16 protein-coding genes and 3 pseudogenes are annotated in these 18609 nt (G+C 70.0%); 11 read left to right on the forward strand and 8 right to left on the reverse strand.

The features are described from left to right. Positions 1–348 precede the first annotated feature (348 nt). Positions 349–582 carry a hypothetical protein gene (locus ACWGJB_RS48165; protein ID WP_453386372.1) on the reverse strand — a complete coding sequence of 78 codons (234 nt, stop codon included), beginning with the start codon at positions 580–582 and terminating at the stop codon, positions 349–351. Between the two features lie 580 nt (positions 583–1162). Here ACWGJB_RS48165 and ACWGJB_RS48170 point away from each other — a divergent pair. The 5 genes from ACWGJB_RS48170 (at position 1163) to ACWGJB_RS48190 (ending at position 4603) form a co-directional block, all read left to right on the forward strand. Beyond that, on the forward strand, positions 1163–1324 hold the full coding sequence (locus tag ACWGJB_RS48170) for a hydrophobic protein (protein ID WP_381964626.1): 162 nt from the start codon (positions 1163–1165) through the stop codon (positions 1322–1324). Positions 1325–1519: 195 nt separating this feature from the next. Next, a complete protein-coding gene (locus ACWGJB_RS48175; RefSeq protein WP_329371069.1) occupies positions 1520–1891 on the forward strand; it encodes a PRC-barrel domain containing protein in 372 nt (123 codons plus the stop codon). An 828-nt stretch (positions 1892–2719) separates the two neighbouring features. After that, a complete protein-coding gene (locus ACWGJB_RS48180) occupies positions 2720–3397 on the forward strand; it encodes a HemK2/MTQ2 family protein methyltransferase (RefSeq protein WP_453386397.1) in 678 nt (225 codons plus the stop codon). After that, entirely contained in the window at positions 3378–3590 is a 213-nt protein-coding gene (locus ACWGJB_RS48185) for a CDGSH iron-sulfur domain-containing protein (protein WP_453386373.1), read from the forward strand. The genes ACWGJB_RS48180 and ACWGJB_RS48185 overlap by 20 nt, the downstream gene beginning before the upstream one ends. Then, positions 3587–4603 carry an iron-containing redox enzyme family protein gene (locus ACWGJB_RS48190; RefSeq protein ID WP_453386374.1) on the forward strand — a complete coding sequence of 339 codons (1017 nt, stop codon included), beginning with the start codon at positions 3587–3589 and terminating at the stop codon, positions 4601–4603. The genes ACWGJB_RS48185 and ACWGJB_RS48190 overlap by 4 nt, the downstream gene beginning before the upstream one ends. A 229-nt stretch (positions 4604–4832) precedes the next feature. Here ACWGJB_RS48190 and ACWGJB_RS48195 read toward each other — a convergent pair whose 3' ends face one another. The 3 genes from ACWGJB_RS48195 to ACWGJB_RS48205 form a co-directional block, all read right to left on the reverse strand. Next, complete coding sequence (locus ACWGJB_RS48195; protein WP_453386375.1) at positions 4833–7010, reverse strand: FUSC family protein; 2178 nt, start codon at positions 7008–7010, stop codon at positions 4833–4835. 166 nt (positions 7011–7176) lie between these two features. After that, on the reverse strand, positions 7177–8352 hold the full coding sequence (locus ACWGJB_RS48200) for a glutathione-independent formaldehyde dehydrogenase (RefSeq protein ID WP_453386376.1): 1176 nt from the start codon (positions 8350–8352) through the stop codon (positions 7177–7179). Positions 8353–8660: 308 nt separating this feature from the next. Next, complete coding sequence (locus ACWGJB_RS48205; RefSeq protein ID WP_453386377.1) at positions 8661–9794, reverse strand: hypothetical protein; 1134 nt, start codon at positions 9792–9794, stop codon at positions 8661–8663. Positions 9795–9993: 199 nt separating this feature from the next. Between ACWGJB_RS48205 and ACWGJB_RS48210 the strand changes: the two are divergent. The 3 genes and pseudogenes from ACWGJB_RS48210 to ACWGJB_RS48220 form a co-directional block, all read left to right on the forward strand. Further along, positions 9994–10092: pseudogene (locus tag ACWGJB_RS48210) on the forward strand (transcriptional regulator); the annotation flags it as partial. A 367-nt stretch (positions 10093–10459) separates the two neighbouring features. Beyond that, entirely contained in the window at positions 10460–13750 is a 3291-nt protein-coding gene (locus tag ACWGJB_RS48215; RefSeq protein ID WP_453386378.1) for an FAD-dependent oxidoreductase, read from the forward strand. Positions 13751–13904: 154 nt separating this feature from the next. Then, complete coding sequence (locus tag ACWGJB_RS48220; RefSeq protein ID WP_453386379.1) at positions 13905–14297, forward strand: Hsp20/alpha crystallin family protein; 393 nt, start codon at positions 13905–13907, stop codon at positions 14295–14297. Between the two features lie 512 nt (positions 14298–14809). Here the strand turns inward: ACWGJB_RS48220 and ACWGJB_RS48225 are convergent. Beyond that, a pseudogene (locus ACWGJB_RS48225) lies at positions 14810–14890 on the reverse strand (GNAT family N-acetyltransferase); the annotation flags it as partial. A 228-nt stretch (positions 14891–15118) separates the two neighbouring features. Between ACWGJB_RS48225 and ACWGJB_RS48230 the strand changes: the two are divergent. Both ACWGJB_RS48230 and ACWGJB_RS48235 read left to right on the forward strand, forming a co-directional pair. After that, complete coding sequence (locus tag ACWGJB_RS48230; protein WP_453386380.1) at positions 15119–15787, forward strand: Type 1 glutamine amidotransferase-like domain-containing protein; 669 nt, start codon at positions 15119–15121, stop codon at positions 15785–15787. A gap of 256 nt (positions 15788–16043) precedes the next feature. Continuing rightward, entirely contained in the window at positions 16044–16634 is a 591-nt protein-coding gene (locus tag ACWGJB_RS48235) for an SMI1/KNR4 family protein (RefSeq protein WP_453386381.1), read from the forward strand. A 10-nt stretch (positions 16635–16644) separates the two neighbouring features. Here the strand turns inward: ACWGJB_RS48235 and ACWGJB_RS48240 are convergent. Beyond that, positions 16645–16968 (reverse strand): annotated as a pseudogene (locus ACWGJB_RS48240) (transposase); the annotation flags it as partial. 95 nt (positions 16969–17063) lie between these two features. On the opposite strand from ACWGJB_RS48240, the gene ACWGJB_RS48245 reads away from it, so the two are divergent. Beyond that, positions 17064–17474: a hypothetical protein gene (locus tag ACWGJB_RS48245; protein ID WP_453386382.1), complete on the forward strand. Its 411-nt coding sequence runs from the start codon at positions 17064–17066 to the stop codon at positions 17472–17474. Between the two features lie 30 nt (positions 17475–17504). On the opposite strand, the gene ACWGJB_RS48250 is transcribed toward ACWGJB_RS48245, so the two are convergent. After that, positions 17505–17684, reverse strand: coding sequence for a hypothetical protein (locus tag ACWGJB_RS48250; RefSeq protein ID WP_453386383.1), 180 nt, complete (start codon positions 17682–17684; stop codon positions 17505–17507). Positions 17685–17823: 139 nt separating this feature from the next. Continuing rightward, on the reverse strand, positions 17824–18399 hold the full coding sequence (locus ACWGJB_RS48255; RefSeq protein WP_453386384.1) for a hypothetical protein: 576 nt from the start codon (positions 18397–18399) through the stop codon (positions 17824–17826). Between the last annotated feature and the right edge of the window lie 210 nt (positions 18400–18609).

Raw genomic sequence — 18609 nt, forward strand, 5'->3', positions numbered from 1 at the left:
GTGGGTCGGGTACATCCTCCACCCGGACGTCCCGCCGCCCTTGCCAGGTCACTGCTTTCATGGCTCGCACTCCCTTTCTCACCTGCGCGCAAATTGCGTCGCCGGCCCTTGGTCGTCTCCGTCGCAACGCGCACGGAACGAAACCCGTCGGGCCCGACAGGAGATCCACCGCCATAGGTGGCTTCGGCGTCGTACGTAGAGCGGATCCCGCCGGCCGTGACCTGCCCTATGGGGATGAGAAGCCAGGCCCGGGCTTCCCCCGGAGCCTCGACTTCGGGGGCCTTTGTTATCGGACCGTCGGCGGGTTGCGCCGAATAGGCCCGGAGGGATCCCCGCCGCGGCCGGGAATCAGCCGCTCAAGCGGCTGCGCAGCAGTGCCTTGCCCAGGTCCGCGCCCCTGCGGCTGTCAGCCTGTGCCTTGGTGAACAACTCGACAAGTTGTGCGTCCTTCGCCCGCTCGGCGTCCTTGAGGTAAGTGTCCAGCCGCAGAGCGTTGTCCATGCAGCTCTCGACGTACCAGAGAAGGTTGTAGTCCTTGTCGGCAGTTCCGGTGATGCCTCCGGTCTCCGTGGTGCTCGCCATCGTCATCACTCCGTCCGTTGTGTTGATGCGGGTGTCAACCTGCCGGCCCTGTCTGCCGGACTGGCCGAGTACCCCGGAGGGACACGACGCACCACGAGAGCCGGTCGCCATGGCGACCGTACCCACCCGAAAGTGCGGCGGTTGCCCGGCACAGCCAACTGTGCGGCGGCGAATTTCCCGCCGCTGTCCGCGGCGGCCTCTATGTCATTGGGCAGGGAGCGGAGCCCTGGGGCCTCGGTTCGCCCGCTACGGCCTGCCGGGTCCCGCCGCGGCTTTCGCCCCTCTCCGGGAGGCTCCAGCACTTCCACGTGCCGCCGCGCGCCCTGGCCTCCGCCGCCGTCACGCTCGGCGTGGACGAGCCCGTCGCCGCGGAGTCCCGCACCGCCCGCGGGCGCGCGGTGAACCGCCGTCCGGATGAAGCCTGAGCAGGCCCGCGTGCAGCGCCCGTACTCACGCACCACGGACCGCCGAATCGTGACACCAGCCACGCCCGATCGGACGCCTCAAAAAAATCCTGTTGCGTGCTCGCAGGCGTGGACGGAGAACTGGTGGGCACACGGCGGTTCGGAGGTTGACAATAATGATTCCCTTGCTTCTCGTTCTTCTGCTGGCCCTGATTCTCTTCGGTGCGGGTTTCGCGCTGAAAATTCTATGGTGGGTCGCGATCGTCGTGCTTGTCGTGTGGCTCGTCGGCTTCGTCGCACGTCCGAAGGGTGGGAGTGGCCGCTGGTATCGCTGGTAGTTGACCAGCGAAAGTTTTTCCCGCGCAAAGGGCCGGAGAGAGTCATGAAATCCGGCTTGAATACGGGGCGTGCAACCCTGGATGCGGGGCACTCGCAACCAAGGCGGTCGAAGAAACCGCTGTGTTCGACGTACGGAAAAGGAGGATCGGCGGGAACCCCTGCCGTCCTCCGTTTACCGGAGGAGTTGTTTTCGCGTGACTGAGAATGTATGGAGTTACAAGTCGACCGCGGGTCGTCTGGCCGACGCCGACCTCACCGGATACAAGGTCGAGGCCACGGACGGCAGTATCGGCAAGGTCGACAAGCACTCCGACGAGGTCGGTGACGCCTACCTGGTGGTCGACACCGGTGTGTGGATCTTCGGCAAGGAGGTCATGCTCCCGGCGAGCACGGTCGTGAGCATCGACCCGAACGAGAAGAAGGTCTTCGTCGGCCTCGCCAAGCAACAGATCAAGGACGCACCGGAGTTCGACCGGGAGAAGCACCTCGGCGACCCGGGTTACCGCGACGAACTGGGCACCTACTACGGCCCGGGTGGCGCCCCGTTCGGCGGCCCGCAGGTCTGATCCGACGCCCGCTCCGAGCACCACGGCCCCGGGACTCTGCGACGAGTCTCGGGGCTCTCGCGTGCCCGGGGGTGCAAGTTCAGGCGATGAGCGACGATCTGGAACGGAGACCACTCACATCGCCTATGGCCGCCGCCGCTCAGGCTCTCCACGCGACCGACCTACCAGGCCGGGGCCGCGTGGAGGACCAGAGACCTGCCCGTCCGAAGTGTCAGGGGACGTCGGTGAACTTGAACTCGTCGGCGTGGTCGCCACTCCCGCCGTCGAAAGTCCGGACCCACTGGTCCTGGTCGCGGCGGAGTGGTCGAACTGACCGGGGAACCGCAGCCGCGTCAGTGCCCCGTACGTCGGCAGGTGCCGCCGGCTGATCCCGTTCGGTGCCGCCCGGTTACGCGGGCCGCCTCCGGTGCGAGCAGGAGGCCGGCGAGACCATGAACCGGGCGGGCCGAATCGAGCACTGCGAGGCGAATCCGACGAGGCAGCCGGCTCTTTCCCCATCGGCCTCCGCGGTCACGACGTTCATCGGACAGTCGAGCAGGTCGGTGATGGGATCAAGGTCGGTCACGGTACTCGGCTCCCGCTCCAAGAGATCGCATACTTCGGGTCACTCCGCACCCTGTCGGGGTGCGGTTGCGGTGTCGGGGTGTTTGCAGAAGTGTCCGCTATGCCGTGTGAGGTCCATTTCGTCGGGCACCCGGAGCAGTGACGCATTGGTCGGGTGTGCCCTGCGAGGTCCGCCCGTGAGGCGCCCCCTCGCATTGAGCCACCCGACGGGCGAGTTCGGTGACACGCTCGGGGCGCGGGCTGCGAGGTGTACGTGTGATCGACATGACGACCCGGAACGACAGCGAGGACGGTTCGGTGCCGGCCCCGTGGCGGGTGTACACCCCCCAGCACGACACCGAGTTGTTGACCCAGGCCCTGGACCGGGAGCCCGTGTCCGCGGGAGCAGCTGTCCTGGACATGGGGACCGGTGCCGGTGCCCTCGCGCTGGCCGCGGCCCGGCGGGGCGCCCGTGTCACCGCCGTCGACAGGACCTACCGGGCGGTCCTCGCCGCCCGCTTCAACGCCCGGCTCGCCCGGCTGCCCGTCGAAGTCCTCCACGGTGACCTCTTCGGCCCGGTCACCGGCCGCCGGTTCGACCTGGTCGTGAGCAATCCGCCCTACGTCCCGGCGCCCGGGTCCGTCCCACGCCATCGCGCCGCGGTGGCGTGGGACGCGGGTGTCGACGGACGCCTCCTGCTGGACCGGATATGCCGCCGCGCGCACACGTCACTGGTTCCCGGCGGGGTGCTGCTGCTCGTGCACTCCGCGCTGTGCGGCATCGCACCCACCCTGGCCGCGTTGGAGCGGTCGGGACTCGAAGCCCGGGTGACCGACCGGCGTCTGGTGCCGTTCGGTCCGGTGCTCCGCTCGCGCCGGTCGTGGTTGCACGAGCGGGGGCTCGTCGACGCCGGCGAGGAGAAGGAAGAGCTGGTGATCATCCGTGCCGAACGAATCCACTGAACAATCGCACCGCGTCACGTTGACGAGCGATGGACCCATCCTTGTCGAAGGACCGGTCGAGGTCATCCTCGACGACGGGCGCACGGTGCGTTCGGACCGTTTCACCGTCGCGCTCTGCGTCTGCCGGCGCAGCCGGGCCTATCCCTGGTGCGACACCAGCCACCGCGCCCGGCAGAAGAGGCGGATCGCATGACCAGCACCGCACCGGCCGTCCACGACCGCGCCGCCGGCCCCGCGCCGCCGCGGAGCAGGGGCGAACTCTCCCGCACCGTATGGCAGTCGCTGACCTGTCCCGCCGGGACGCCGCTGTCGCAGCGGGTGACAGCGGTGCACGCGGACCCGTACGGGGACGATCTGCAACTCGCGCTCTACCTCTGCTACGAACTCCACTACCGGGGCTTTCCCGGCGTCGACCCCGGGTGGGAGTGGGAGCCCGGCCTGCTGCGGCTGCGGGCGGAGATGGAACACCGCTTCCTGTCCGCACTCCGCGCCGACGCCGGCCCGCCCAGAAAGGCGGAAGAAGCCCTCGCGGACCTCCTAGTGGAGCCTGTCGACGCCGACGGGCCCTCCCACTTCCTCAAGAATCGCGGAGAGTTGTGGCAGTTCCGCGAGTACGCGGCCCAACGCTCCCTCTACCACCTCAAGGAAGCCGATCCGCACGCCTGGGTCATCCCGAGACTGACGGGACGCGCGAAGGCCGCGATGGTCGCGGTGGAGTACGACGAGTTCGGCGCCGGGCGGGCCGAGCGCATCCACGCCCGGCTGTTCGCCGACCTGATGGCCGACCTCGATCTGGACACCACGTACGGACGTTACGTCGACTCGGCCGGTGCGGAGATGCTGGCCAGCGTCAACCTCATGTCCCTGTTCGGACTCCACCGTGCGCTGCGCGGGGCGCTGGTGGGTCACTTCGCAGCCGTGGAGACCACCTCGTCGCCCGGCTCACGGCGCCTCGCCCACGGGCTGCGACGGGTCGGTGCGGGCCCTTCAGCGGTCCACTTCTACGCCGAGCACGTGGAGGCCGACGCGGTCCACGAGCAGATCGTCCGACGGGACGTCGTCGGCGGTCTCCTTGAGACGGAGCCGGCTCTCGACGGCGACGTCGCCTTCGGCGTCGACGCCACCGAATGGACCGAGAAGCGGCTCGGCAGCCACCTCCTCACCGCTTGGCGCAACGGCCGTACCTCGCTGCGCACCCCGCTGTGACCGCTCTAGCCGTTCCTCGTCGTCGGCCTGATTGCCGGCATCCGCGAGGTGCTCACGTGACGGCCGGGCGGAGAAGTCCGTCCGGTGGAACGTCGAGGGCAGCGAACTGCTCATCCTGGCGGGGCTGATCCTCGTGATGGCGACAGCGGCGTACGTGTGGCGGCGCTCGACGCGGCCGGGAGACTACATCCCGCTCCAGGAGGCACGGCGCTCCCCGTCGCCGGAGCCGTCACCCACGCCGGTGCGCGGGTCCTGATCCGTCACCTTCCGCCGCCAAGGCCGCCCGCACCCGCTGCTCCTCGCGAGCAGAGCCGACGTCCCGTTCCAGGGGGGTGCGGCTCACGGCCGTCGCGAGGTCTTCCAAGGCCCGCTTCTGCAGTTCCGCCTCGCGCCGCACGACCTGGCTCCGGTCCCCGGCGGTGGCGTCCTCCCACGCGTGGAGCGCCTCCTCCACGCTCCCCCAGTCCGGATTCCTGTGCTCTCGCACGTCGACTGCCGCCCGCGAAGTGTCCGCCTCCAGGGCCTCGGCGAACCGCTCCGCCTCGGAGACGAAACGGCTGTCGGCCCGCGGGACGTGGCTCTCCATGAGCATCGCCGCCCGGCCGAACCCCTTGAGCGCTTCCTGCGCCTCCTCCGCCTCGCGCGACGTCAGACCCCTGGGGCGGACCGGTTCCTGCCTCGCCCGGTCGTATGCCTCCTGCCAGGCGGCCCGTGCCTCCCTGCTCGCCAGCAGTGCCCTGCGCATGTCGGCGCGATGCTCCCGGGTCGGTTCGGCATAGCTGCGGAGCACCGCGGCCGCGTAGCGGCCGTTGGCGGCGAGCCAGTCCGCAAGCCGGCCCGGCAGTCGGGGTGTCTCCCATGCGGGGAACACCACGTACGCCAGCATGGCCAGGGCCCCGCCGAGCAGGGTGAGCACCACCCGCTCCGGGACCGTCTGCTCCCATGCCTGGCCGCCCATGCCGAGCAGGAAGACGACGTACGCGGCGGTGAAGCACTGGGAGTAGGCGTAGCCGGTACGGTTCAGCGTGTACGACAGGCCCGCCGAGACCACCGCCAGGGCGCCGAACGCATGGGCGTCCGGGCCCAGGGCCCGCACCATCCCGGTGGCGAGCGCGACCCCCGCCAGGGTCCCGGCGAGACGGGCCACCGCACGCGCGTACGTCCGGTGGAAGTCCGGCCGCATCACCATCACCGAGGCGATGGGCGCCCAGTAGCCGTGGCCCAGGGGTAGCCGGGCGGCGATCAGATAGCCGAGCGTGGCCACCGCCGCCAGGCGGACGGCGTGCCGGAACACCGGCGAGTCCCGGCGGAGCTCACGGCGGACCGCCCGGACGACGACAGGGACCAGCCGGAACATTGTCGGGCGCACCAGGAGCTGGGCGCCCGCGGGGCCGGGCGGCGTGGGCGTCCTCCCGCGCGCGCCGCCGCTCCCGGCGATCTCCAACGCCTCGCCGAGCAGTTCCACGAGCCGCTCGGCGGCCTGCCGCGCGGGGCCCTCCAGTACCTCGTGCTCCTCGTCGACACGCAGGACGTCCGTGCTCCCGGGCGGCACCTCGGCGGGAGTGCCGCGGCGGATCGAACGGGCGGCCGCGTCCAGGACGTCGGCGGCCGCGTCGAGCAACTCCCGAGCGCGGTCCCGCCCGGGTCCCTCCGCCGGGGCGCCGACGTCCGGGTCGGCGAGCGCGGCGACGACCGGCCGGATGCGCTCGGCGAGTCCCCGGGGGCCGTGGAGGACGGAGGGACGGGTGCGGGCCTGTGACGGTGTCACGGCGGCCGCGTCCCGGGCCGTCATCAACGGCTCCGGGTCGAACGGGGCGGTCGGGTCGTGCCGCAACCGGCGGGCGTAGTCCGCCACGGCGGCCAGGGCGTCGGCGAGCGCGTCACGATGCGCTCCCCAACGCCGGATCGGGAACAGCAGGATCAGCACGGCCTGCGTCACGCCCCCGAGTGCGATGACCCCGGCGTGCTCCAGGGCTCGCCCGACGCTCGTGGGCAGGGTGATGGTCACCAGCATGCTGCCGACCGTCGTCGCTGCGACGATCCCAGCGGTGGACCCGACGGCCCACGCCATCCCCGCGGCAAAGGCCCATACGGCCAGCAGCGGGAGGAACGTCACGAGTCGCCCCGCGGCCAGGTAGCCCACGAAGGTGCTGAGCGCCAGACCCGCGCCCGCGCCGAGCGCGATCACCTTGCGTGGACGCCAGGTGCGCTGGAAGGTGGCCCCACCCGCGGAGTACGCACCGAGGGCGGCGGACGCGGCATACGCAGGGGAGACCAGCCACAGCGCCGGCCCGACGACGATCGCCACCCCAGCGGCCGTGCGCAGCGCCAGCAGGGGCTCCAGCCGCGTCTCCTCGATCGTGAGCCCGGATCGCACGACCTCCCCGAAGGTCCGCAGCCACGTCACGGGTGTGAGCCTAGCCGGAACACCCTGCCGGGTCGCGTCGGCCTGGTCGAGGTGCGGCAGCCGTCGGGCAAGGAAGCTCCCACACGCCCCGCGCACCGGCCGGCGGCCGCAGCCGCTGGACGGGGTTCAGCCACTGCGGACACTGCGGGACGCGGCCCGGGGTCGACTACCGCTTGTGGCCGTTCCCGTGTCCGTTCGGATGCAGGACCACCTTGGTCCAGCCCTCGTCACGGGCGTCGAAGTGCTCATAGGCGGTGGGGGCCTCGTCCAGGCTGAGTTCGTGGGAGACGACGAAGCTCGGCTTCGCCTTCTCGCCGGCGATCAGATCCCGCAGCGCCCGGTTGTACCTCTTCACCGGCGCCTGCCCGGTGCCCATGTGCTGGCCCTTGAACCACATCATGCCGAAGTCGATCGGGACCTTGCCCTGCGCCTCCAGCTCCCCCTGGGCCTCCGCGCCGCCGGGGTCCTGGGGCAGGAACACGCCCACCACGCCGATGTCGCCCGTGAACCTGACCGACTCGATCAGGCCGTTGAGCGTGAGGCTGGCGTCCTCGTGTCCCTCGGGGTCGTGCGCCTGGTAGCCGACGCACTCACAGCCGTTGTCGGCGCCCAGACCGAGGGTGGCCTCCTTGACGACCTCCGCCGGCTTCTGCTCGGCGGGGTTGATCGGGATGGCCCCGATCTCCTCCGCCTTGCGCAGCCGGTCGGGCTGGTGGTCGGCCACCCAGACGCGCCCGGCGCCCTTCAGGAGGGCGGAGTAGGCCGCCATCAGCCCGACGGGGCCGGCCCCGAAGACGATCGTCTGGTCACCCGGTTTGACGTGGGCCATCTCGGTGGCGTGATAGCCGGTGGGGAAGATGTCGGAGAGCATCACGTAGTCGGTCTGCCGCTCGGCGGCGTCCTCACCCAGACGCAACGCGTTGAAGTCGCCGTAGGGCACGCGCAGAAGTTCCGCCTGGCCGCCCTGGTAGGGGCCCATGTCGGCGAATCCGTAGGCGGCTCCGGCGAGGGCCGGTTCCGGCTGCATGGTCAGGCAGTAGTTGGTCAGACCCCGCTCGCACTGCTTGCAGAAGCCGCAGGCGATGTTGAAGGGCAGAACCACATACTCGCCGACCTGGACCTTGCGGACGGCCGAGCCGACCTCCACGACCTGGCCCATGTTCTCGTGTCCCAGGGTGCGGCCGGACTCGAACGAGGTGCGGCCCTCGTACATGTGCAGGTCCGAACCGCAGATGTTGGTAGTGGTGATCTTGACGATGATGTCGCAGGGGTGTTCGATCTTCGCGTCCGGTACGTCCTTCACGGTCACCGTTCGCGGGCCTTCATATACCGCTGCTTTCATGATCGCTTCCTTCGGTGCCGCGGCATGACCGCAGCACGGGTGCGATGGCGACGGCGTACCGAGCCTGACACCCGGGAGTTGGTGCGACGGGGTCCACGGCTCCGGCATGCCTCCGTGGGCCGTTCACCCGGTTCAGGTGGAACGGCGGTGCCGCCGTGGGCCTGCCCGGCAGAGCTTCGGCGCTCAGGCGGCGTGCCGTCCGAGTCCCCGTCGGCCCCCGACGCGAAACAGCCACGCACCGATCGATCAGCGGAATCTTCATACGCGGACGACCACCAACCACCGATCACCGATCACCGATCACCGACTCAGGTCGCCAGCTGGTCACCGTCGTCGTCCTGGAGCATGTGACGGCGTTCCTGTTCCCGTTTGGAGTAGGCGGCTGCCCGGATCGCCTCGTCGCTCTCCAAGCCCGTTCCCAGCGCGCCGCCCACCGTGGCGACCGAAGCGACGAACCAGGACAACGTCCAGTATTCCGCGGCGTGAAGCGGGGTTCGTGTCGTGGAGGCGAACACTTGGCCGTTGAGGATGAACAGGGCCCACACCAAGTTGATGACGATCAAACCCACGTAGCAGACGAGCACCCCGATACCCACCGTCATGACCGTCGAGGCGTTGTAGAGCCTCGCCCTCTGCCTCGCCTCCCGCGAGACCTCTGCTGATCGATGCCACAGCTGCGCGTCCACGATCAGCCAGCCGATCATGAGCGCGACGGACCCGACCGTGGCGATCACGAGGCGTGGCGTGCTCAGGGACTCGGCCAGGTTCCAGATGGTGGAGTTCACGGTGGCGACCGCTCCCGTGGCGAGTGCGGCCGCCAGGGCTTTAGACAAGCCCGGCACCAACCGCCACGGCCGGTTGGCACGGACCATACCGACGAGCACCCTCAGGTAACCGCGCGGCCCGCTGACGACGTACCGAAGATCAGCGGTCTCGTCCTCACCGACCTGGCCCGGGTGAATAGGCGCGAGACGACTGACGAAGGGCCCCAGCAGCGGCTGACTCTGCGGAGGTCCTTCAGCCCCGGTGGCCCGCGGGCCCGCCAAGCTGAGCACGGCTTCTTCCACGGCGCGCCGGGCTCTCGTCTGCAATCGCAAGCCCCCCAGCGGAGGAAGAGACAGCAGCGCCAAACCGTGTTCGTGACTCAGATCCACAACGAGCTTGTGCCCGTGTGAGTGCAGCGGAAGGTCGGTGAGGGCCACGACGATGTCCCAACTCTCCGCTCTTCCGCGGTCCATGATCCGGCGCATCAGGGTGGGCGGGTCCTCGGTCCCCGCGGTGAAGGGCTCACTGACCACCTCGACGTCGAACCGTCGCCCCTGGCCAGACTTGTCGGCGAGCCGAGCAGGAAGTATCCGGGCCATGCGCTGCGCGATCTCCGTGGGCGCGTCGGGATCCGCCAGGAGAGTCACGACCGTAACGCCCTGAGACGACACCCGCATGACTCCTTCTCGTCGGCTGCCCGCGCGATCGCCCGTGCCCACAGGATGCCCCCGAGGTATCGCCGACGCCGCGTGACACGCTGGCCCCTGCCAGCAGGTGCAGGCGGTACGGGCGGGTTCGACACCGCGGCGTTCGGCCTCGTCAGCAGCGACATCTTGCCGGTCACCTCTACGTGGGGTCGCTCCGCGACGCGGTGTTGGGCTGCTCACCTCCGAGCGGCGCGGCACGCGGGTCTACTACCGGGTCGAGCCCCCGGTCACGGCCGCTATGGGGCGCATGCTCGCGAACTGGGGCTGAGCCGCCGGGGCGAGTGCGGCACCGGGAGGCGAACCAACGCGTTCGCCGAAGGGCGCCGGCAGGGGGCAGGCGAAGGCCCCGACTGGTTCGGGGGATCCCCAGCCGGGGCCGATCGAGAGTGGGCGCGAAGGACGGTCGCCTCGCGGCGGGGGCTCCATAAGGCTTCAGCCGAACGATCGTCCTCATGGGCAAAGGGTGAGGCCCGGGGACACAGTTCCCTTCACGCCCACATATGTATCAACGGTGAAGCACCCTCGAATGTTCCCTGGAGGCGGCTCATACCGGGATTCTCCGGATGCTCGTGTGAGCGGGGCCCGGTGACGGCGCCTGTCGCGCGGTTCCCGGCGCGATCAGGTAATCAGGAACGGTGGACAAGGACGCGACCGATCCCTTCGTGCATGTCCGGGGCGCCAGTGAGAACAACCTGCGGAACATCGATGTCGACGTTCCGCGGGACGCGATGGTCGCCTTCACCGGCGTCTCCGGTTCGGGCAAGTCCTCGCTCGCGTTCGGCACGCTCTACGCGGAGGCCCAGCGGCGCTACTTCGAGTCCGTAGCTCCGTACGCCCGAAGGCTGTTGCAACAGGTCGGCGCACCGCACGTGCAGGAAATCACCGGACTGCCACCGGCCGTCGCCCTGCAACAGCGACGCGGGTCGCCCAGCTCGCGCTCGACGGTCGGCACCATCACCACGCTGTCCAATCTGCTGCGCATGCTGTACTCCCGCGCCGGCACCTATCCGCCCGGGGCCGCACGGCTGGAGGCCGAGTCGTTCTCACCCAACACCGCGGCCGGCGCCTGCCCGGAGTGCCACGGACTGGGCGTCGTGCACGACGTCGCCGATGACCTGCTCGTCCCGGACCCCTCGCTGAGCATTCGCGAGGGGGCGATCGCCGCCTGGCCGGGCGCCTGGCAGGGCGCCAACCTGCGCAGTGTCGTGAGCGGCCTGGGGATCGACATCGACCGACCGTGGCGCAGGCTCAGGAAGAAGGACCGGGACTGGCTGCTGTACACGGACGATCAGCCCTCCGTGTACATCGAGCCGGAGGAGGACCGCATCGACTACGGCTACCAGGGCAAGTTCTGGAGCGCCCGCAAGCACGTCATGCACGTCCTCGCCGACTCCAAGAGCGAGAAGATGCGCGAACGGGCGCTCCGGTTCGTCAGGAGTGTGCCCTGCCCCGAGTGTCACGGCAGCGGACTGCGGCCCGAGGCGCTCGCCGTGACCTTCGCCGGACGTTCCATCGCCGAGATCAACGCGATGCCGCTCACCGAGGTCGTGGCGCTGCTGCGGCCCGTCGCGGGGCGGTCCGAGGCCGACGCCACCACGCCGACCGCCCGATCCGGGGAGACGACCGAGGTCGCGGTCCGGATCTGCGGCGATCTGGTCGCACGGGTCGACGTACTGCTCGACCTGGGCCTCGGCTATCTCAGCCTCGGGCGCCGCTCGACGACCCTGTCCCCCGGCGAGGCGCAGCGCCTGCGGATCGCCACCCAGCTGCGCTCGGGGCTGTTCGGCGTCGTCTACGTCCTCGACGAACCCTCCGCGGGCCTGCACCCGGCTGACGCGGAACCGCTGCTGGACGTGCTGGACCGCCTCAAGGCGGCGGGCAACTCGCTGTTCGTCGTGGAGCACGACATGGACGTCGTACGGCGGGCGGACTGGGTGGTCGACATCGGCCCCGGCGCGGGCGAGGGCGGCGGACGCGTGCTGTACAGCGGCCCGGTCGCCGGTCTCGAGCGGGTCGGGGAATCGGCCACGAGCCAGTACCTGTTCGGGCGCGCCCAGCCGCTCGATCACCGCCCGCGCACACCGCACGGCTGGCTGCACCTGAGCGGCGTCTCCCGCCACAATCTGTACGACGTGTCCGTCGACGTACCGCTCTGCGTACTGACGGCGGTGACGGGCGTGTCCGGTTCCGGAAAGTCGACGCTGGTGACGCAGGTGCTCGCCGAGGTCGTCCGCGGCCACCTCGGACTCGCACCCGAGGAGCCCGACGAGGCGCAGCTGGAGGTCGACGTCCAGGACGCGTCGGGGGTCGAGTCGTTCGACCGGCTGGTCCGGGTCGACCAACGGCCCATCGGCCGAACTCCCCGGTCCAACCTGGCCACGTACACGGGGATGTTCGACGCCGTGCGCAAGCTGTACGCGGCGACGGACCAGGCCAGGGCGCGCGGCTACTCGGCCGGACGGTTCTCCTTCAACGTGCCCGAAGGGCGGTGCGAGACCTGCCAGGGCGAAGGATTCGTCGCGGTGGAACTGCTGTTCCTGCCCGGCACCTACGCGCCGTGCCCGACCTGCCAGGGCGCCCGGTACAACGCCGAAACGCTGGAAGTCACCTACCGCGGCAAGAACATCGCGGAAGTGCTGGCGCTGTCCGTCGACGCCGCCGCCGAGTTCCTGTCCGCCGTCCCGGCCGCCTCCCGCAGTCTGGACGAGGAGCTGCTGCGCCGCTTCGGCGTCGGCCCGGAGGAGACACCGCTCGTCATCTGGCGGGACACCACGCTGTTGCGCAACCCCAGCAACGCGGAACTGGCCCGGCTCATCGGCCTGCCGTCACTGCCCGCCGGAAACCGTCACGGCGACGTCCTCATCGTCGGCTCCGGACCCGCCGGCCTCGCTGCCGCGGTGTACGCCGCCTCCGAGGGCCTGAGCACCACGGTCGTGGAGGCGATGGCCACCGGCGGCCAGGCCGGCACGTCGTCCCGCATCGAGAACCTGCTCGGCTTCCCGGCCGGCATCTCAGGCGCCGAACTCACCGAACGCGCCGTGCTCCAGGCCGACAAGTTCGGCGCCAGGATCAGCATTCCGGTGGAGGCGACCGGTCTCCATCCCAAGGACGAGGACCACTACGTGGTGGCGTTCGCCGACGGCAGCGAGATCGCCGCCCACGCCGTCGTCCTGGCCACGGGTGCCCGCTACCGCCGGCTCCAGGTGCCCGGCATCGAACGCCTGGAGGGAACGAGCGTCCACTACTCGGCGTCCGTCTACGAGGCCCAGCAGTGCCGCACCGACCCGGTGGCCGTCGTCGGCGGCGGCAACTCGGCGGGCCAGGCGGTGCTGTTCCTCGCCGGGTTCGCGCCGAAGGTGCACCTGCTGGTCCGAGGACCCAGCCTTGAGGCCAGCATGTCCCGCTACCTGGTCGACCAGGTCGAGCGCCACCCGCGGGTGGAGGTCATGCTGCACACCGAGGTCACCGAGGTCATCGGCCAGGAGGTGCTGGAGGAACTCGACGTGGTCGACAACCGCACGGGTGGGCACCGCCGACTCACGGTACGGGGCCTGTTCGTCTTCACCGGCGCCGACCCCCACACCGAGTGGCTCGCCGGCGTCATCGCCCTCGACTCACGCGGTTTCGTCCTCACCGGCCCGGAGGCCCAGGAAGCCTGCGCCTACCCCGAGGTGTGGCACGAGCGCGGGCGCTCGTGCATGACCCTGGAGACCAGCCTGCCCGGGGTCTTCGCGGTAGGGGACGTCCGTAGCGGCTCGGTGAAGCGGGTGGCCTCGGCGGCCGGTGAGGGCGCGATGAGCATCCACTTCGTGCACCGGCACCTGGGGCACTCGGCCGCACCCGGCACCACGGGCACGTCCGCTGCCGGGGGCGGCTCGGACGTCTCCCCTCGCATACGGCACAAGGAGTCCGCATGGCTCGCATGACGAATGGCGGGCGATGAGATCACGAGAAGGAAGAAGGAAGCGATGGCGATGGCTTTTCCTGCAGACCGCACCGCGGTGCGGTCTGCAGGAAAAGCCCGTCTGGGCACCCACCCCTCTCAGTCCCCTGGTCGAGTTCGACGAACTGCTCAACCAGATGAGCTGCCTGCTGGAGTCGACGGTGGGCGCGACACCCGCGGCCGCGTGGACGCCTCTCGCGGACGTGTCGGAGTCCGAGGACGCGTTCCGGATAGAGATCGAACTCCCCGGTGTGAAGAGCAAGGACATCGACGTCGAGGCCAACCGTCCCGAACTCGTGGTCACCGGAGAGATCAAGGAGCTGGAACGCAAGGGCGTCCTGCGCCGCAGTACCCGCCGAGTCGGAGCCTTCGAGTACCGTTGGCGGCTGCCCGGAGAGTTGGACACCCACAAGATCAAGGCCGACATGCAGGACGGAGTGCTCAGCATCACCCTCCCCGAGGCCGACGTCGCAAAGCCGCGGCACGTCGAGATCAGCGAGACGCGTGAACGCACCGAGAGCAGCGGCTGAGACGCGAGCGCCGCGGTTCCGAGCACCCATCCGGCACTGGGGCCGGGCCGGCGAGACTCGACACCCGGGGCAGCCGCGGCAGCCCTCGCGGTCCCCGTCGATGTCGTTGCCCATGGGATCGGTCACTGATATGTGCAGGGTGTCGCGGTCCAGGGCGCAGTCGAAGGTGTCGCCGCGGAGGGGTGCGGAGGGCTCCGGGCTCCCGCACAGAGTGAACTGTGCGGCCTCGCACGACAGTGACGCGGACAGCCGCTGGTACTGGATCTCCACTGCCAGGATGGGCGGTCGGGAAGGTTTACCCCAGGTGTACAGGTCGGTGAAGCGCCCATTGGCGATCACGACGTAGGCCAGCACGTGGGCAGCTTGCCCGTCCGCTTCCAGGACGCCCTTGTCGGGGGTGGCCGGCAGGAGGATTTCCAGCAGCCCGATGGCGTCTCCGCGGTTGGTGACTGGCACGATCACCCGCTGCCCCTTGCAGGCGAAGCCGGTGCCCCGCGAACCGGCACACCGCGTCATTCCGAAGGATTGCGAAACTCGAATTCGGGACGGTCCCACGGCACGGCGGGCGGGTTCGCGAACGCGGTCCCTGTCCTGGCCGTTTACGCGGCATGGACCTTTCGGTTCGTCGTCATGCGGTACATGGTGCCAAGGTCTCGAATGGCGTCTCGACCGGATTCGCCCGCAAGGGGATTCGCCGGACGCGGGGGCGGCCTTCGTCTGATCATGCGCTCCGAACAAGGCGCACGTGACCACGGCGAAGGCCGGTATTGGTGGATCCAGGGTTCGTTGCGCGCGCCCGTCACCCGTGATTGGCTCGCCCGATGAACTTTCTGTTGACGGCGAGTGGCCTGCGCAACGAGACACTGCGGGACGCGCTGCGGGACATGCTGGGAAAGCCGTTCGGATCGGCGAACGTCGTGTACGTTCCCACGGCCTCAGTCGCCGAGCCCGGGGACCACGGGTGGTTCGTCGCGGACATGAACCGGCTGCACGGCCTCGGCTGGCGGGAGTTCGACGTCCTGGAGCTGAACGGCCTGCCCCGGCAGATGGTGATCGACCGGCTGCTCCACGCCGACGTCATCTACGTCGAGGGCGGCAGCCACTACCACCTCGCGCGCAGCATCACCGGCAACGGCCTGGCCGACGACTTCCTGGAGGCGCTGGAGAGCCGGGTCTACGTGGGGGTCAGCGCCGGATCGATGATCTTCAGCAGTAATCTCACCGGACACTCCGCCGACGTCATCGGGGACACCACGGACCTCCAGGTGCTCGGCGCGACGACCGTGGAGCCGCCGTTCGGCCTCTTCGACTGGTATCTCAAGCCCCACCTGTACTCGCCGGATTTCCCCGAGCGGGACGACGCCTGGGCTGATCGCATCGCTGCGCGGGCGGACTTCCCGATCTACTTCATCGACGACGAGACGGCCGTTCGCGTCAGGGACGGCAAGGTGGATGTCATTTCTGAAGGCCGGTGGCGGTTTCATCCGTGACCCGACGCGTGGTGGGGAGCCCCGGACAGGGCAGTGCGGCGCCCGGGGGGGGCGCGCTGATGCGGAACTGCCGGGGTGAGCATCTGCGTCAGGCGGCTTGCGCAGGGTAGTACGGGCTGGCGTCGCGCCGTCCGGCAGGCCGCGTCGTGCGGCAGGTAGGACGTCTCGTCACCAAGGTGACGGCCGCCCACGTGATCAACGATTCGCTCATCTCAGGGAGCCGTTAACCAGACTAAAGGTGGCTTAGGCTCGCCCCATGACGGAGTCGCCCCTCACCGAGGCAGAGATCGTCGAGGCGGAACGGGAACTCGGCGTGTCCTTTCCCGAGGAGTACCGGGCCTATCTGCGCGAGGTGAGCGCGGGAGGGGCGCTCTCGCGTCTTGAGCGGACTGGGCGCGGCTGGTGGTGGGCCGGGAACGATGCGGAGCGGCGTGCGCTGCTGCCCATTTCCTTTCCGCACCCTGACTCCTATACCGAGGCCGACGATGAGCTGATGGCGCGCGAGCCGCAGGCCGAGGCATTCGAGGGTGACGCCGTGTATCGGGCAGCTTGGCGTGCCTGGGCCGACGAGGCTGACAGGTTCGAGGACATGAAGACGGCCGGCGCCATCTTCCTGCAGGAGCACGGCTGCGGCTTTTCCACCCTGCTGGCGCTGACCGGCCCGCTGGCCGGCACGGTGTGGTGGGACGGGCGGGCTACCTGTGACCGGATCGTTCCGCTCTCCTTGGACCACTTCGGTGACGCCCCACCCATTCGATTCAAGGAATGGGTGGAACATGGTTCGTGGGCCCTGTTGCCGCCGGACTGGGGGCCACCCCTTCCACGGGCCCCTGTCGTTCACCGCTAGGCGGAGTGAGCCGGTAGCGCCGTCCCTCGCGTAGGAGGGCCCAGAGGACGTTGACTCGGCGGCGGGCAAGGGGGAGGACAGCTTGGGTTCGGCGCTTGCCCTCGACGCGTTTGCGGTCGTAGAACTGACGCGACTCATCGCAGCGACGGATGCTGAACAACGCTGAGGTGTAGAAGACGCGTTGGAGGCGACGGTTCGAGCGTTGTGGGCGCCGTAGGTTGCCGCTGATCTTCCCGGAATCGCGGGGCCCCGGGGCGACACTGCCGGAGCCGGCGAGACGGTCGGCGGTGCCGAAAACCGTCATGTCACCCCCGGTGGCGGCCAGGAACTCTGCCCACCGCCGCACGCAGCGCTCTGCTCATCGCTCGCGCTTTCACCAGGCGGCGGAAACTCGCGCTTACACCAGGCCGCGAAAAGGGGACCCGCACGGTGAACGCCGAGGACGCCAGCACCATCGTGCCCTCGGCGCAGCCCCTGACGGCCACGGACCTGCCGGTCGCGCCGGGTACCACGGCCCGTCAGCCGGCCTCCAGCACCGACCGGTTCGACGACGTCACCGAGGCCCGGCTCGACCACGACGCGAACGTCCACGTCGGTGAGGACCGTCCGGCGAAGACCCGCCACGGGTGCGCCGCCGCCTGGAAGGCGTGGGAGAGATTCACCGCCGAGTCCGGCCTTCCCCCACTCGCCGTCCGCTCCGGTGCCCTCGTCCTGTTCGTCGAGTGGTGCCGGCTCCGGCCCGAAGACTCGCCCGGCAGGCTCACCGCCCCACTATCAACGACCGTCGGCTCGGGGTGCGCCGCCTGTGCGGGGGGGGCAGGGCGTCGCAGGCCCGGGTAGGGCCGACGAGCAGGTCCAGGACGTCGATCCCTAGCGTGCGGCGGGGGCTTCGCAGTCGTTCAGCCTCCATGCGGCGCTGCCGGACCGGCGGCGGCTGATCTGTGTCTGGCTGACGCCCAGCGCGGCGGCGAGGTCTGCCTGGGACTCCCCCGTGATCGGCAGGAGCGCGGCCGTGGCTGCCCGCCCGCGCTCGCCGAGCGTCATCTTCAAAGGGGCCACCCCAAAGGATCTATGCGCTTTGGGTATGAGAATTGGTGAAAGCGCGTGGATTTCTGCGCCGGACCCGAAGGCGGCTGCGCCCTTTTCCCGTCTGCCAGGGCGGATCCATCAGTCTGCCGGGGCAGGTTCATCAGCCGGTGCCGCCCTTGCCGCCTGCGCCGCCGGTGCCGCCGGTGCCGCAGCCGAGCCCCAGGCAGATACCGCCCGTGCCGCCCGTGCCGCCGCGGCCGCCGTCGCCGGTGCCCACCGCGGCTCCGCCCGTGCCGCCCATGCCGCCGTTGGCACTGCCGCTGCAGATCCCGGCGCAGATCCCGCCCGCGCCGCCGGTGCCGCCCTGGCGGCCCGGCGCGCCGGCCGTGCCGGTGCCGCCGCCTGCGCTGCCGTTGCACAGTCCGGCGCAGATCCCGCCCTGGCTGCCCTTGCTCCCGTTGACGGTTGCGTTGCAGTTGCCCGCACACACCCGGTCGCCGATCCGCACACTGCCGTCGCCGGCCTTGACGGGCCCGAACCGGCCGCTGCCGAACAGGCTGCCGCCGCCCGGCCGGGCGCTGTCGGCGGGAAGCTGACGGGCGGCCGCCACGGCCGTATGACTCTGCGGCATCGGCGCCGCCGTCGCGGCCGGTGCCAGCGCGCCCGCCGCGACGCCGGCGGCCAGGGCGGCCGAGACCGTGAGACCGAGACGGACCCTCCAAGAACGCATACGCATGACATTCCTCTTTCCAAAGAATTGTTTCCGTACTGCGGTTTCCGCTGTATCGAATAAACCCGGTAATGGGTCTCGCCGTCACGGCCCGGGAGTTCGGGGCTTGACAGGAGCGCCCCCGGCCCCGAACCGCCGGGGGGGGGGGGGGAATAAGAAAGGCCCCCCGCGGGAGAAGATACACCCCCCCCGCAAACCCAACCCCCGCCCGCACAA

The sequence above is a fragment of the Streptomyces sp. NPDC054813 genome (assembly GCF_053611365.1).